At 48.5% G+C, this 14,555-nt stretch carries 13 protein-coding genes and 1 pseudogene; 5 read left to right on the forward strand and 9 right to left on the reverse strand.

What is annotated here, in order from left to right; all coding sequences use genetic code 11:
* Window positions 1-655: transposase (locus tag LEP6406_RS28595; RefSeq protein ID WP_155834780.1), on the forward strand; the 655-nt coding region annotated here is incomplete at its 5' end.
* Window positions 656-700: 45 nt separating this feature from the next.
* Here LEP6406_RS28595 and LEP6406_RS32260 read toward each other — a convergent pair.
* Genes LEP6406_RS32260 through LEP6406_RS28610 form a run of 3 tightly spaced genes read right to left on the reverse strand, consistent with a single transcriptional unit; the run spans window position 701 to window position 4,152 of the window.
* Entirely contained in the window at window positions 701-1,696 is a 996-nt protein-coding gene (locus LEP6406_RS32260) for an IS1/IS1595 family N-terminal zinc-binding domain-containing protein (protein ID WP_081748042.1), read from the reverse strand.
* Window positions 1,697-1,724: 28 nt separating this feature from the next.
* Window positions 1,725-2,393, reverse strand: a complete 669-nt coding sequence (locus tag LEP6406_RS28605; RefSeq protein WP_071992249.1) for a DUF3322 domain-containing protein — start codon at window positions 2,391-2,393, stop codon at window positions 1,725-1,727.
* Window positions 2,386-4,152: an ATP-binding protein gene (locus LEP6406_RS28610; RefSeq protein WP_051463744.1), complete on the reverse strand. Its 1,767-nt coding sequence runs from the start codon at window positions 4,150-4,152 to the stop codon at window positions 2,386-2,388. Before LEP6406_RS28610 ends, LEP6406_RS28605 begins: the two co-directional genes overlap by 8 nt.
* 243 nt (window positions 4,153-4,395) lie before the next feature.
* Between LEP6406_RS28610 and tnpC the strand changes: the two genes are divergently transcribed.
* Window positions 4,396-5,928 (forward strand): IS66 family transposase, encoded by a 1,533-nt coding sequence (gene tnpC, locus LEP6406_RS0217070; protein WP_027269210.1) that lies wholly within the window; start codon window positions 4,396-4,398, stop codon window positions 5,926-5,928.
* Window positions 5,929-5,940: 12 nt separating this feature from the next.
* Here the strand turns inward: tnpC and LEP6406_RS0217075 are convergent, their stop codons facing one another.
* The 3 genes from LEP6406_RS0217075 to LEP6406_RS0217085 are packed head-to-tail and all read right to left on the reverse strand — an operon-like array spanning window position 5,941 to window position 9,390.
* The gene (locus LEP6406_RS0217075) at window positions 5,941-7,365 is read right to left on the reverse strand and encodes an ATP-binding protein (RefSeq protein WP_008307908.1); all 1,425 of its coding nucleotides are present in this window, start codon (window positions 7,363-7,365) and stop codon (window positions 5,941-5,943) included.
* Entirely contained in the window at window positions 7,343-7,921 is a 579-nt protein-coding gene (locus LEP6406_RS0217080) for a DUF4194 domain-containing protein (protein WP_008307910.1), read from the reverse strand. The genes LEP6406_RS0217075 and LEP6406_RS0217080 overlap by 23 nt, the downstream gene beginning before the upstream one ends.
* An 11-nt stretch (window positions 7,922-7,932) precedes the next feature.
* Complete coding sequence (locus LEP6406_RS0217085) at window positions 7,933-9,390, reverse strand: DUF3375 domain-containing protein (protein WP_008307914.1); 1,458 nt, start codon at window positions 9,388-9,390, stop codon at window positions 7,933-7,935.
* Between the two features lie 103 nt (window positions 9,391-9,493).
* Here LEP6406_RS0217085 and LEP6406_RS28615 point away from each other — a divergent pair, with 103 nt between their 5' ends.
* From LEP6406_RS28615 to LEP6406_RS34385, 3 genes and pseudogenes are all read left to right on the forward strand, one after another.
* Window positions 9,494-9,754, forward strand: coding sequence for a helix-turn-helix domain-containing protein (locus LEP6406_RS28615; protein WP_008307916.1), 261 nt, complete (start codon window positions 9,494-9,496; stop codon window positions 9,752-9,754).
* A 267-nt stretch (window positions 9,755-10,021) separates the two neighbouring features.
* Complete coding sequence (locus LEP6406_RS0217095) at window positions 10,022-10,498, forward strand: hypothetical protein (protein ID WP_155834709.1); 477 nt, start codon at window positions 10,022-10,024, stop codon at window positions 10,496-10,498.
* Between the two features lie 35 nt (window positions 10,499-10,533).
* Window positions 10,534-11,247, forward strand: a pseudogene (locus LEP6406_RS34385) (ISAzo13-like element transposase-related protein).
* A 333-nt stretch (window positions 11,248-11,580) separates the two neighbouring features.
* On the opposite strand, the gene LEP6406_RS0217110 reads toward LEP6406_RS34385, so the two are convergent.
* The 3 genes from LEP6406_RS0217110 to LEP6406_RS28620 form a co-directional block, all read right to left on the reverse strand.
* Entirely contained in the window at window positions 11,581-11,811 is a 231-nt protein-coding gene (locus tag LEP6406_RS0217110; RefSeq protein ID WP_008307925.1) for a hypothetical protein, read from the reverse strand.
* Window positions 11,812-12,306: 495 nt separating this feature from the next.
* Window positions 12,307-12,591, reverse strand: coding sequence for an NfeD family protein (locus LEP6406_RS0217115; RefSeq protein ID WP_008307927.1), 285 nt, complete (start codon window positions 12,589-12,591; stop codon window positions 12,307-12,309).
* Window positions 12,592-13,232: 641 nt separating this feature from the next.
* A complete protein-coding gene (locus tag LEP6406_RS28620) occupies window positions 13,233-14,408 on the reverse strand; it encodes a CHASE2 domain-containing protein (RefSeq protein WP_008307931.1) in 1,176 nt (391 codons plus the stop codon).
* Window positions 14,409-14,555 lie beyond the last annotated feature (147 nt).

The raw sequence follows: 14,555 nt of genomic DNA on the forward strand, positions 1-14,555 counted from the left end.
GGGAGTGGTGCAGTTGGGTTTCCAGTCCATTGGGCGGCTACGCAGCGATGCCAACCTCAAATTTCTCTATGATGGCCCCCAGAAGCGGCGGGGTAACCGCCGTCGCTATGGCGACAAGGTGAATCTGGCCGACCCCAGTCGCTTCACGTTCGTCGAGACCCTAGAAAATGGGGTCTCTCTCTACACGGCTGTCGTCTGGTCGGTCTCTCTCAAGCGCCGCATCCGCTTAGCCTATCTGCTGAAAGAGCAGGACGGACGGCAGAGTTATGTCGTCCTCTTCTCCACCGACATTGACATTGACCCCATCCATCTCTATCGCTGCTACGCTGCTCGGTTTCAAATTGAATTCATCTTCCGCGATGCCCGTCAATTCACAGGACTAGCGGACTGCCAGGCCCGGTCTCCCGAGGCGCTCGACTCCCATGTCAATGCCAGCTTGATGGCCCTCAATTTGGCCAAAGCAGCACTGCAATCTACTCAATCGGGAGCTGAATCCGCTGAACCTGTCAGCTTCTCCATGGCCTCTTTCAAACGGCAAGCCCTCAATCAACATCTTCTCGACCTATTTACGGCCATGTTCGACCTGGAGCCAACTTTGATTAAATCCCACCCCAACTACCAGAGCCTCCTAAATTACGGGGCTATAGCCGCCTAAGCTGGAGCTATAGCCGCCTAAATCTGTCCGAAGGGCACTGTCCTGTTAAGGGGTGATCCATTCAAATCCTCTGGATAAGAGGATCTCAGAGATTTTCAGTGGGCGCTGAATGAATCCCATTGCCATTGCTGGTGTTCTGGCTTTGCCTAAACTCCAATGGGGCCGCACCCAGTTGTGAATCAGGCGCTGTACATTTAAAGCCCGCTGCAATCCTTCTAACTGCTTAGCGTAGTGGTTCTGACGTCTTCGATAGGCCGTTGCTCGACGCCTCAAGGCACTGTTAAAGGCTTCAAGGTGATTGGCATGAACCTCTGCTATGGAACTCATCGCTGTCCAGGGATGCTCCACTTGGAGCCACTCCACCCGGGCCTTGCCTTGAGAGCCTTTGATCTTGATGGCCACTTCTAAACCTTCACGCCAGACCTTCTGATAGGGATATGCCTCTGAGGTCAGGTGGCTCGGTAGATAGACGCTGGCCAGTTTCCACAATTCCTTGCCATAGCGCCGCTCGCCATCGGTAAACCATCGAATCCAAGCACTGGACACAGCCCACTGCCAGGCCCGCTCCACCCCCTGCTCAAACAACTGAGCCGCCTTGAGTCCCGCACTGGCTTCTAGCCAGTAACGACTCTCTCGCTCAATGAAGCTGATCGTCCAGCCTTCTGAGGCTTCGGGGGGAAGGTTCTCTCCCACCCGGGTATAGAGTTCATCGCCCTCTATGGTGACTTCTCCGCCCTCAGGTGCAGGGGGAGACCAGGCGGGCAGATGAGATGATAAGCGCTCTTCCCAAGCGCTAATACTGCTCGGGGATGTCCCCACGACCCTAGCGGCGGCTCTGATGCCAAGACCTTCGCCTCTGGCATTCAGGGCCATCTCTACCGTGGCTGCTGGCGTTCGTAGGCGGGCCATCGGGGTACCGCTACGTTCATTGAAGCGACGGCCACACGTCTTACAGAGGTAGCGTTGCACGACTTGATCGCTCTTCAAGGTTTTGCTACCGTTCTTGACGACCTCTTCACTCTGGCAATAAATACAGTGCATTGGGCTTAAGGCTTGCTGCATCTACAGTCTAGCTCTCACCCCCTAAGCTGACAGTGCCGTCCGAAGTGTTGTTAAGGGAAAACCGTTTTTCAAAGGTGCATTCTTTCTCTCCTTCTATCGATGCGAGTTGATCGATGGGAAGAATTGCTTCTAAAAGACTGCGAATAATTCTTTGGTTTTGCTCAACAAACTTTGTATGGACCTGAATTGGTAATTCTCGAATATAGAGATTAGGTTTTGGGTTCTGCTGAAAATACTGGCAAACCTTCAGAAGATCACGCCAGCGATCGTCATGTTCAATAATCTTTAAAGAATTACAACTCAACCAACCATTCAATTGAGGAATAGTTGTCTGAATCAGATCTATATTTACTTTAAACTTCGCAACCTCTTTTTCTTTTTTAATAAACTTCAGATAATCTTCCTCTGTATCAAAATGAATTCGTCTGGGTAGAGATTGTAAGCCGTATTTTTGAGTTCTTCGAGGTTCTAACTCTACAACGTAGCCATAACCCAACTTCTCTTTAGACTTGTTGATAAGTTGAGTGACCGCCTCTCGTAAAGCAAGATAATCATCTTTGGGGATAGTACCGACGGAGAACTCGACAGGGAAAAAGCTCTCCCCTGTCATGATTGAACTCAGGAAGGTGGGATATCGTTGCTTAGCTTTTTGTTGAATTTGAGAGGGATCAATCACGACTGGAACTGAGGGCCACTTGACGATTATGGCGGTATTCTTCTATTGAAATAGACGCAATACTAGAGTAGTTGCCTTCGGGAATGTTGGAGACAAAGTGAAGGCTAGAGATATATGGCTCTATCACATTAATTTTATCTTTTGGAGTGACGACTAAAAGTTGCAGGTTCAAGTTCTTAAACAGTTCCATTGCATAGCGAGCATTACCATCATCTGATTTACTAAATGCTTCGTCGATGACAACAAATCTGAAAGATTTATGCTTTATATTCTCTTGGTTTAATCCAAATTGGTAAGCAATCGCGGAAGCTAGAATCGTATAAGCTAATTTCACCTTTTGCCCGCCAGACTTGCCAGAAGAGTCTGTATGGTGCTCTTTTTCACTGTTATCGGAGCGATAACGTTCACTCACTGAAAAGTCTAACCAGTTCCGAACATCTGTAACTAAATTTGTCCATCTGTCTTCAGATTTAAATCGTTCGATCAGGCGAGTTTGAATATTTTGAAAGCGTTCTTCATTGTCTTCAGCACTTTGTCGCACCACGTCACCCAAACAAATTTTCAAGTCTTCCTTAAAATCTCGAATCTCACGAGTACGAGTTTTGTCACAACACAGCCGGATATAAGTAGATTCCGTATAACTGATTTTCTGCAAGGATTCGTTAAGTTCTTCAATCGCTTGTTCAATATCTTCTTCTTGCTTATCTAAAGCACTCTTAAACATTGAAATTGCAATAATGACTTTTTCATTCATCAATTGCTTAAAACGTTGTTCATGGCGAGGTAAATCATCCTGCTCAATTTGCACCTTTAGCTTCAAGTATTCATCTAAATACTCAAGTGATGTTCCTAGCTCAGATACAGTTTCAGGAAAAGCGGTCTTAAAATTCAGCATCCGCATACCAAGGGCGTTTTGAGAACTATTTTGTTGCCCTTCTTTCTGACGGAGTTGCTCCTGTAGATAGTCCCGTAGGTTTGCTTCATCCTGATTAATAGATTCCAACGTCATTGAGTATTGCCTGAGTTTAGCTGTCATCCGCTTCTCAAAGGCTTCAATTTCTGGAGTAGAGACTGCTTGCATCGTCGTTTCACAGTGACCTTGCTCCTTCTTGGCGCGCTGATGCCGATCTTCAAGGGTCTGAAGCTCTCGAATGAGGTTTTCTCGCTGTTGTTCTGCTTGAGTGATTTCTAACTGGGCTTCCTTTAGCTGAATTTCCAGTTGCTTTAAGCGATCGGAACTCGCTTTTAGCTTCTGTCGTTGGTTTTGAAGTTCAAGGCGTTCAGCCTCTGTCGATCGCCAATCAATTTCAGCAAAATCAGCAAATTTCATGAACTCTTGCAACCAGGAGTCTTTCTGTAGCCGCTGATTACGCTGTTGTTCTGATACCTTAATTTGTTGATTAATTTGTGCAAGCTGCTGATTCACTTGCTTTAATTCGGCTTCTAAAGCTTTGATCTTGCTGGCATTATTCCAACCTAAAATGTATTGACTGCGATCGCCAATCTTGTTACGGTCGTCCTTCTCGTGCCGTTCACTCCCATGCTTGATCAAACCTGTGCGAGTAATGGCACGAGATTCATGGTGAAATTGTTCAATCGTGTCGCAGCAAACATAGCTGAATTGTCGAACTAATTGATCTCGCAACCATTGGGAAAAAGTTTCGTCCTCTTGCTTGATTTCTAATTTGTAAGGAATTTGCGTTGGATCAAGGGCACGTTGAATTGGATTAGGTGCAAGGGTCGTTATGCGGTAATACACTAGCCGCCCCCGCAAATGAGTTTGGTTTACATAGGCATTGACTGCCCGATAGTGAGCATCAGGAACTAAAATACATAAACCAAATCCCCGAAGTAATCGTTCAATTGCGCCTTCCCACTCCTGAGCCTCTGGACGAACTTGCAGCAGTTCTCCAACAAAAGGAAGGTCGGTATCTACGTAAGCCTTCAGGGGTTCACGAAGAATTAAGGGTTCCAGGGTCTCGATAGGGGTTAAGGTAGGCTCATGAGTGAAGGCAACGAGCCCACCATAGACATCGGCGGCATCTCCATTTCTGTGTCAGATTGGGATGCCACCCCGGCTAGCGTAAAAAAAGCTCTGGTGTGCGCTCTCATTGAGACCATCAGTCGCTTAGAAGAGCGGGTGAGCCACCTCGAAGAGCAACTCAACCAGAATTCGCAAAACTCATCGTTGCCGCCTTCAAAGGATGGATTCGGCCCCCCTAAGCCAGACCCGGAGGGCAAAGGCAAAGGGAAGCGGAAGCGCGGAGGCCAACCGGGACACAAAGGATATTCCCGCAAGCTGTATCCCCTAGAAGCCTGCAAACAGGTGTTCGAGCATCGCCCCAAGACCTGTGGGCATTGTGGAGAGCCGCTATCAGGAAACGACCCAGCGCCCTATCGGCACCAGATTGTCGAACTACCGCCAATTGAGCCCATCGTCATCGAGCATCGCCTGCACGCCTTAGATTGTGAGCACTGCGGTAAAACCACCCGTAGCAAATTACCAGCAGAGGTGCATCAAGGCGGTTATGGTGAGCGGTTGAGTGCAGTAGTGGCCTTACTGAGTGGCGCTTATCGCCAAAGCCATCAGCAGGTGAAGACCTGTCTAGCAGCGCTGTTTGAGATCGAGATTTCTGGCGGCAGCATCAACCGGCTACGCCGAGAAGCCAGTGCGGCACTGGGGCAGCCAGTAGCTGAGGCGCAAGGCTACGTGCAGGGGGAAGCGGTGATTCACAGTGATGAGACTAGCTTTCGCCAGGGGAACAGCGATGGCCAGAATCAGGCCCAGCGACAGGGTTGGCTGTGGGTGCTGGTGACGCCGATGGTGAGTGTGTTCAGCATTCTGTTGAGCCGGTCTCAAGCCGCCGCCCAAGCACTGATTGGCCCAGCCTATGACGGCATTGTGGTCTCAGACCGCTACAGCGGCTATGGGTGGATTGATATTAGCCAACGCCAGGTGTGTTGGGCTCATCTCAAACGAGACTTTACTCGGATTGCCGAGCGTCAGGGGGTCTGCCAAGAGATTGGAAAAGGCTTACTGGCTCAACAAAAAGCGTTGTTTGAGTTGTGGTACCAAGTGCGGGATGGCACCCTTTCCCGGACTGGCTTTGCTGAGTTAGTCCAGCCGATTCGGGCTGCTGTAAAAGCGGTGCTTGAGGAGGGAGCGAACTATGACATTGGCCCAAAGGAGAAGACGCCTTTGGCCAAGACGGTACGCACTTGCCGACAACTGCTGTTGGTGGAACCGGCTCTGTGGACGTTTGTCACGGTGCTGGGGGTGGAGCCCACCAATAATACGGCTGAGCGTTCTTTGCGAGCTGGGGTGATTTGGAAGCGCATCAGCTTTGGGGCGGAGTCTCAGGCCGGCAGTGAGTTTGTCGCCCGGATGCTGACGACGGTTTCTTCTCTGACGATGCAGCAGCGAGATGTGCTGGACTTTCTCACTCAAGCCTATTGGTCGGCTCGCTTTGGCCAACCGCCTCCTTCATTGCTGCCTTTGGCCACTCATCAGCCTCAAACCCTAATCACGCCGTGACCCCCTGAAGGCTTACGTATCTACTAGGTCTAGATCATGGATAATGCGATTGCGCATATCCAGATTCGTCTTAGGAATTTGATTTTTGCGGCTACGCAGAGAGGTTAATTCTTCATCCAGTTGAGTTTGTTGTTTCTGTAAATCAGCGTATCGCAATTTCTGTTCATCTCGCTGTGCTTCCAATGTCTCTAAAGCAGTATTGATTTCTTGTTTTAAGTCTTTTCCTTTTGTGGCTGCTGCATAGAAAGTATCGCGATCTCTGTATTCAGTTAAACCTAAAAGATGAGCTAACCGATTATACTCATCTGTCTGTTTTTTCTTGCGGTTGACTTCTTTCTGAGCTTGCTCAATTTCTCGTGCAAGCTCCTGTAGCCGCTGCCCTACACTATCCTGTTTAATTGCAAAATCGAGATCCTTTTCCTTTTGACGCAGGGTTGTTAGCAAGCGCTCTGTCTCATGCCGCTGGTGTTTGATTTGAGTCAGTTGCTGATCAATAGTTTGTAGTTCTTGCTCTAATAAATTAAGCTTCTTGTGGGCAAAAAATGCGGGCGCAAGGCGTTGAAATGTCTGCAATACTGATACATTACTCTTGAGCTTTGCATATTTTTCGACTTCTTCTGTTAAGGGTAATAGTACCTCTAACTGTTTTCTTGCTTTTTGAATCGCTGTGTGGGAAAAAGTGAGATCGTCATAGCTTCCTTGCAATTCGCGGATTTTTGTTTGCACGTCCGTCTTTTCCAACATGTGATTGCGGACAAAATCATTCAATCCGCCAATCTCTTTGATGCTGACAGTTTGATTGAATAAATCTAGTGCTTTTTCAGATTGCAGACCCAAGCGTTTCCGAAACTTATGGCTGTATTTGACAAATTCTTCAAAGGTTTCAGCACCGATCTGCTTTAACTGCTTCTTTAGGTCAGCAATCCGTGTGCATTGAGCAAAATGAGCGGCGATCGCTAATTCTGCATCCGAAATTACAAAAAACTTTCGGACAGAGCCATCCTCCATCCATAGCACTTGCGCCAAGGTTACATCTTGTTTGCTGGTTTGGTCGCGAAAGTAGGCTAACAGGACTGATAGCGTTGCCTTCTCTCGCAGTAATCTCAGTTTAGAACCATGGGATTCCTCTGATCGAGTCCGACCATACGCCCCCTGCACATAACTTTTTTCGTCCCGTTCTTTTTTCCCAGAACCACTGGAAGCCTGGTTATAGTTACGGCGTCTGTTGGGAACGAGGAGTGTTAGCAATCCATCTACTAGAGTAGATTTCCCTGAACCATTTGCTCCAGTTAGTAAAGCAATTCCTCCTTGCAGATCCAGTATCCAGGGGCGCTGATCAAATGTACCCCAGTTCAATACTTCAAAGCGTTGCAGGCGAAAGCCAGACAAGGCATCATGAGACGGATCAATAAAATCAAGGGGTAGGAGAGTTTGCATAAGCGTCTAACTTTTTCTTCAAGAGTTCTAGCATTTCAGCATCAATCTTGGCTTTGAGGATCGGACGTATTTCGTAATTTTCATCCTCTCCAGATAGGCGTCTCAGAAATCCAAGTCCTACCACCTGGTTTGCCAGGCTATCCACCTCTCGCCGGAACTTTTCTTCATTATTCCCTTCAGGCAGGTGGGGTTGTAACAAATCCCGCAATTTTTCAATGCCTAACACAAGCCGTCCAGTTGCATCACTGGAATCGAATTGTCGTAACTGCTCCCGCAGTAGAACACAGAGAACAGTGACTTTGAAGCTCAGTTGACGGCGAGCTGTCAGGCGAGGAAGTGGTTCAGTCCGTTCTTCTGGATCAGGATCGGGTTGTTCTAGGTAGGCAAATCCTTCCGTTTCGTAATTCTGAACCTGTAACCCTATTTTGCCAAAATATTCCTTAATGGGAGTCAGATAGCTTTGTAACCGTTCCCAATGAGGGTCATCGCTATATAGCACTCCTTGCAAGAGCTTGAGAATGACGGGTGCGTAGGGCTGAGGTGGCTGTGGTTGCATCCTGCAAACAGTCAACGATGAAAGATGATGTGGGGCAGGGTCAGTTGGAGCTGCGTCTCTGGCTCCAAGCCAGAAATGGTAATAGAATCAATTGTACTAGAATCGACGCTATGACGATCAGACTGTGTAGCGATCGCCAAATAGGCAACAATTTCCGGCAAACCCTGGGTAATCGGATAGAGTTGCACCAGGTCTATCAGAGCAATAGTTGAGCAATGTTCCAACGTTTGAGCGATCCGCTGAGCCAACAAATCCTCATCCACATAAAACTGTTGATACAGTTCAGCAATTTCCTCATTTAGAGCAATCTCTGGCAAGTTCGTGAAATCGAACGAGAAGGTCGGTGTATTCGACTCTTCTAATGGATGCAGAGGACGCGCCATTACGAGATGTACAGCAGGTTCTCCTTCCAGTGTGCAGAAATCAATTTCTGTTGGAGCATTATTGGCTATCTGTAAAGCAAGGCGCTGCACGTCGGTAATCAGTTCGGCAACTCGTCGATTTTCTTGAAGATTCCGTTCATCTAGCATCTGACGCAATTTCTCTGTTAGTCGATGATTAGACTGGACGATATATTCCCCAGCATCCAGTAGATTACGCTCAATTCGGCGTAGTAAAGGATATTCCTGGGCTAAGGGCTGCAATTCTTCTAGCTGGTAAACCATTTGAATCATGGACTTTAAGTCTTGTCGCTTACGGTCTGACATGAGAAAATTCCAGAATGCGTAGAAACTTCGCCCTTGATCAGATTCTTTTAATTCTTGATCGGCATCCAACACGCGGCCAATTACCATGCCCTTTCGGCTATCTTTTTCAAACTGTGCTTCCTGAACTTTACGAGTTAAGTCCCGAAAATTCTGTTCAATTTCTCTAAAATCACCAACTAATTGACGAGTGACTTGATTAGCTAATAGAAAGCGTTCCTGTAGCTGAGTTGAGCTATACTGATCGACCACCCCAGACTGACGAATTTGATCAATCTCTTGTTGGATGAGATCGCGATCTCTTTCTAATTGAGCGATTCGTGTTTCTACATCAGTTGTACTGCGATCCTGGATCTCTTTCAATAAATCAAAAATTTGTAGAAAGCGAGATTCCGTACCGATAAACTCTTCTCGTTTCTGTAGTTCCTCTAACCAGGCAATTGCTTTCTCTGCTGCTGGAGTTAGGGTAAATACTGGATCATCACCACTGTCAAACGTCTTCCTTAAAAGCTGATTATCACACCACTCGCCAAGATACTCTTTAGGCTCTTTAGACGCACGAGGGTAGACATCTGGGTAAATTTCTTGTAAAAATTCAAGATAATCACCTAACTTTGTTTCTAGCTCAACCTGGGTAACTGAAACTCGTTGAATCACTTTGAAATGTCTGTATAAAAAGCTCAAAATTAAAGCTGCATTTTGGCTTTTTAACAGTTTTATAGCGACAGAGGTATTTAGGGCGTGTTTAATCTGTTCATATTCCATGCCATTTTCTGACTAAAGAGCAAGTATAGCAATCCGGCTTGGTTCTTAAAATAGAGGCGTATAATTACGTAGATAGCAAGAAACTTTATACTGGGACAATTTCATGGTACGGATAGGCGCATCAGTCTCATCGCTCCATCAAGCTACGATTGAGGAATTGCAAGCGTTTATCCGCAGCGAGCGAGATAGCCGTCAAGTCAAAAAAGTCTTGGTTGTTAAGCTCATCTACCAAGACTATGGCTACGAGACAATCGTCAAGATCCTAGATGCCTCCTTAGGGTCACTGAGTCATTGGCGTCGGGCTTACGAAGCAGAGGGACTCGCTGGGTTTAAGCCGAATCATAAAGGCTGCAAGAGCTACTAGAGCTCAGAAGAGCGAGAGGCCGTATTGCATTGGCTGCAAAGCAAAGACATCTGGACCCTTAACGAACTGGAGTACCATCTGGCCGAGACCTATAGCGACATGCAGTTGAATTGCGTACATCCCTGAGGGCGCACAGCCGTGCGCCCCTACCGTGGGCGTACTGGATTGAGATGAATACCGCTATATCTTGAAACGAGCTAAGGGACATGCGTCTAAATATCTCCCCCAAAGAATGGTTAGACTAGCTTCAATCAACTGTCATATGTGATGACGATGTTAACAGAGCAAGTCAAAGCCACCTTGAAGGATGCGGCCCACAAGCTGACTGGGGAAAAAAAGCGAGCCTTCACCGCTCAAGTCGCATTGGATTATTTTGACGGCTCAGCCCGGAAGACAGAAAGAGCCCTGGGCTGGGATAGAGTGAGTATCCAGCGAGGGCTGGATAGCTTGATGACGGGGGTTCCGTATCCAGACAACTACCAAGCGCGTGGCCGAAAAAAGACAGAGGCACTGCTGCCGCATCTAGAGCAGGATATTCGTGAGTTGGTGGACGGGGAGGCGCAGACAGACCCCAAATTCCAAACCTCGTTCCGGTACCTCAAAGTGAGTGCCCAGGCTGTCCGCGATAAGTTAATCGTCGAGAAGGGCTATGAGGATGAGGCATTACCGTGCCGTCAGACCCTTGGCGATATCCTGAATCGCCTGGGTTATCGTCTTCGTAAACCCTCAAGGTCAAGCCCTTGAAGAAAATTCCAGAGACTGACGCCATCTTCGAGCATGTGGCTGAGGCCAATGCAACCGCAGACGCGGCCCCCAGCGTGTTACGAGTCTCCATTGACTCCAAGGCAAAAGTGAAAGTGGGGAATCTCTCCAGAGGGGGCAAAGACCGACGACAACAGCCCCCAAAAGCCGATGACCACGATATGGAATGGCAACAGGTGTTGATTCCGTTTGGCATTCTCAACCTACAAACCGATGACTTGGCCATCTACCTGGGGGAGTCGACTGAAACCCCTGATTTTATTGTCGATTGCCTGGTTCATTGGTGGGCGGATAATCAACCTCAGTATCCTGACATCACCACCCTGGCGATCAATCTCGATGGGGGTAGTGCGACCCGCTCTGACCGCACGCAGTTCATCAAACGAATGGTGACATTTGCTCAACAGAGTGGCCTAACCCTCGAGCTGATTTACTATCCGCCTTATCACAGTAAATACAATCCGTAGGGCTATGCCCCGCCGAAGGCGTATGAGCGGTGCTGGGCCGCACTCGAACAGTTTTGGAATGGGGCCATTCTCGATTCGGTTGAAACGACCCTGCGGTGGGCTAGCAACATGATGTGGCAAGGCATGAAACCAGTCGTACATCATGTGACTAATGTCTATGAGAAAGGGATTAAGGTAGACCCTGAGACCTTAGCCACGTTTCGAGTGGACTGGCACCCTTCTGAGGATCTGCCGAAGTGGGCCATCACAATCAAGCCGGCTTAAGTGGGGGACTTATTTTTCAGCAGCTCCCTAAGCATCGTACCACGTCGTTGTCTCCATGCACGCATCCAGTTCCCTGTTCGCGTTAGTGGCTCCCCTAGGGAGCAACGGAGTCGTTGGCTTTGCCGCCCCGGAGGGGCTAGGGAACGGCAAGAACCTGGTGGTGCGGCTGGCTTTCTCCCTTCGGGAGACGCTTTGCGTTGGCGTAGCCTGTCTGAAAGACTTACGACTCCGCTCAGCCAGCAGTCAACGGGCTCGTTTCCCTGTAACCTTCCAAGTTGTGTAAGAAAACCTTTTATTCAAGGTGTCCACAAGAACTGACAGCCGCCCTGCCTCCTAATTCAGGGATTCATAAATGATCGCGATCATAAACAGGCTCAGCAATGTGGTTGCGAGGCGCGAGAAAAAGGGCAACGCAGTGAGAAGCAGTTGCTCCGCCTGATCCACGCCCCCAAAAGGCGCAAGAAATAGACAGGCAGTGACAAAACCGGCAAACAGCAGCACCGCCAATCGCAACCCATCACAGGCCATGCGAAACAGAACACTGTGTCGTCTTGGGGGTCTCATGATCTGGAGCCTCTGATAGCAGTACAGAAATCAGTTGCAGTTCGATTGGGGTCAGGTCGGGGCTGGTTCAACAGCCCCAATCCTGTTCCTATAAACCTGAGTTCGACAAGGAGTAGAGGACTAAAAAACGTCAATTCGGTATCAGCGCTGTCACCCCACCGGGAATTTTGAATTCCCGGCTAACAGGCTCTAGTGCATTTTTAATGGCCATTAAAAATGGACTGGGAGCTGGGCTGGGGATAGGGGGGCGAGTCCGTTTTAACGGACTTCTGCTGTGAGCTAGGGCAATTTATTCCCTGGCGGATGGGCAGCGAAGCTTAAGTCGAACTCAGGTTCCTATAAGGTCAAGTATCTGAGCGATAGAGACCCTCAACTCCTCAACCGTCGCGAGTATTCGTGAATATTGAAGTGACAGTCGGTACTGTCTTCTCTCCCCAATCCTCAGGGATTTATGCAAATCCCTGAATTGCCTCCGGAAAAAGGGTGTGGGCTTCACTAATAGGGCTCAACCCGTAGCACATTGGACTGCCGCCCCACAACCCGAACCGTAGTGCCAGTGGAAATGGGAACATTGCCCTCAGCATAGGCCCGCCACTGAACACCTTGAAAAATGACATGGCCCAAACGCCCAGGGGCAATGGAGTCAGTTACCGTTGCCAGCAGCTCTAGGGGAACTTGTCCTTTCGCCACAGGCCCTCCGAAGTCCAGGACCAACAGGGTATCGTCCCTGGCATCCTCGTCTTCCCCGTAGCTTTTGAATAGTGCGCTTAGCAAGTTCATGGTGTTTCTCCTTAACGAGAACCACCTAAACCATAAAGGAAGCCTTTCTGGGCCTCAATTCATCTTTATTCAGGAAAGGTACGGATTTATTCCTGACCAACTTCAGGAAACACCACCTCTGATTTGTGATAACTCAACCCCATCACAGTGAATTTACTGAGTAAATTCACTGGACATCCAAGGTAGGGGAGCTTTCTTTACAAAACTGCTTGCCATGAGACTCTTCCAACTTCGAGCGTAACCGTTCACATCCCTCCCTAGACATCGAACGAGGGATCAAGGGTTGTAGCGGTTTAGTCGAGAGGGGAATGAATTATGGCCTGCCAGCCCCATCCCAGAGGTAGTCGTTCCGCCTCGAGGGGGATCCTGCTCAGGGGGATTGTACTTGGCCCATGCCGCTGGTGCAAGCATACCTAGACCCAAAATCAAGAGAGCCAACAGCACCAGTTTAGAGAGCATGTCTGACCAGGAAAGCATCATTACAGTTCACTACCTTGCCACAGTAAATGCCAGTGGCCTTAAAAATATATTGAGATAAAGGGGTATCTGCTCGTCCCCTACGAAGGTTGGAGTGTTGCCTAATCGATCAAGAGGGAATTCCCAAGAATCCATGGACACCCTACTCCCAATAGAAAACAATTTTACAGGATCTTGCGATGGGAAGTTGTCAATAATGACCAAGTAAATCGGCAAATAGTTCCCCCAGAAGCTTTTTGTTTCCGAAGAAAATCACCTCCCAATAGACTTTGGAGACGATAATTAAACCGAGTGCCTTCCCCCACACGACTGGAACGGATTCCCGGCCCATTATCCTCAATCAATAGCGTGTAGACATTCCCCTCTAAAAGCCCCATCACCTGTAATTGGGTTGTGCCCTCTGCGTGCTTACCAACATTCGCTAGGGCTTCCTCTAGGAACCAACAGAGACTCCGTTTGAGTTCTAGATTGAGATGCTCTGCGTTGAAGGGATCAAAACGAGTCAACCGAATTTTAAGACTTCTGAATCCAGGTAGATCTCGGGACAAAGTAATGTTATAGACCTCATAAAAAACCTCATGCATTGGATGCATGAGGTCAATGCGAGTTTTACCATTTCCCGTCAAATAGACATTGTCAATCCCTTCTTGCCGTAGCTGCTCCCCAATTCGGCGAATTTCAGCGTTGAGGCTTTTCAGCTCTCGCAGCAACAGGGCTTGGGGCATATCCCCATCCCGCACCCGTCGGAGAATATTAGCCAGGGTTTGGAGGGGACCAGCATGGATTTCTCCAAAAGTACGCTCAATCGTGCGATGGCGCTCCTGTTGTAACGTTTGGGCTAACGCCTGGGATTGTTGGTGGGCAATGCGCTCACTCTCCCGATCTCCTTGGTAGAAGGCAATGTAAGTACTGCCAACCACCACCAACCCTGTGGTAGCCGGAAACACCGGTAGCCACAACCCTAGAAGCAGCAGGGAAAAATAGCTGCTGCCCATTACCAAGCCAGCAAAAAAGGCTAGCCAAAAAATATTTTGAACCGTTGAGGAGGTGATCTTGCCGATGAGGATACCGCACAGACCACAGGTAAGAATAACGCCGTATTCCAGAAAAATGGGTACGGGACGAATCAGGGATCGCCGTCCAAGTACCGCATTAATAATTTGGCTAATGGCGTGGGCCTCTAGTTCAATCCCCAGCATTCCAGAGAGAAAGGACTCTTCTCCATTGGAAAATAGGCTAGAGGTTATGGGAGTGGGCAGTTGTCGAGCAGCCAGAAAATCCGTGACGCCGATGAGGATAATACGCCCCTCAATCTGATTGGGATTAAAGGTGCCTTGCACCAAGTCAGGGCACTGTCATCTTAGGGAGTGAGAGCTAGACTGTAGATACAGCGGTAGTGCATTTTAGTAAAGGACAGAGGAAACCATGGGCTCTTCCCTTGCTGCCAGCTTCTCTCTGACTCGGCGATTGTAGTCATGGATGAACGT

This window comes from Leptolyngbya sp. PCC 6406 (assembly GCF_000332095.2).
Lineage (GTDB): Bacteria > Cyanobacteriota > Cyanobacteriia > Phormidesmidales > Phormidesmidaceae > PCC-6406.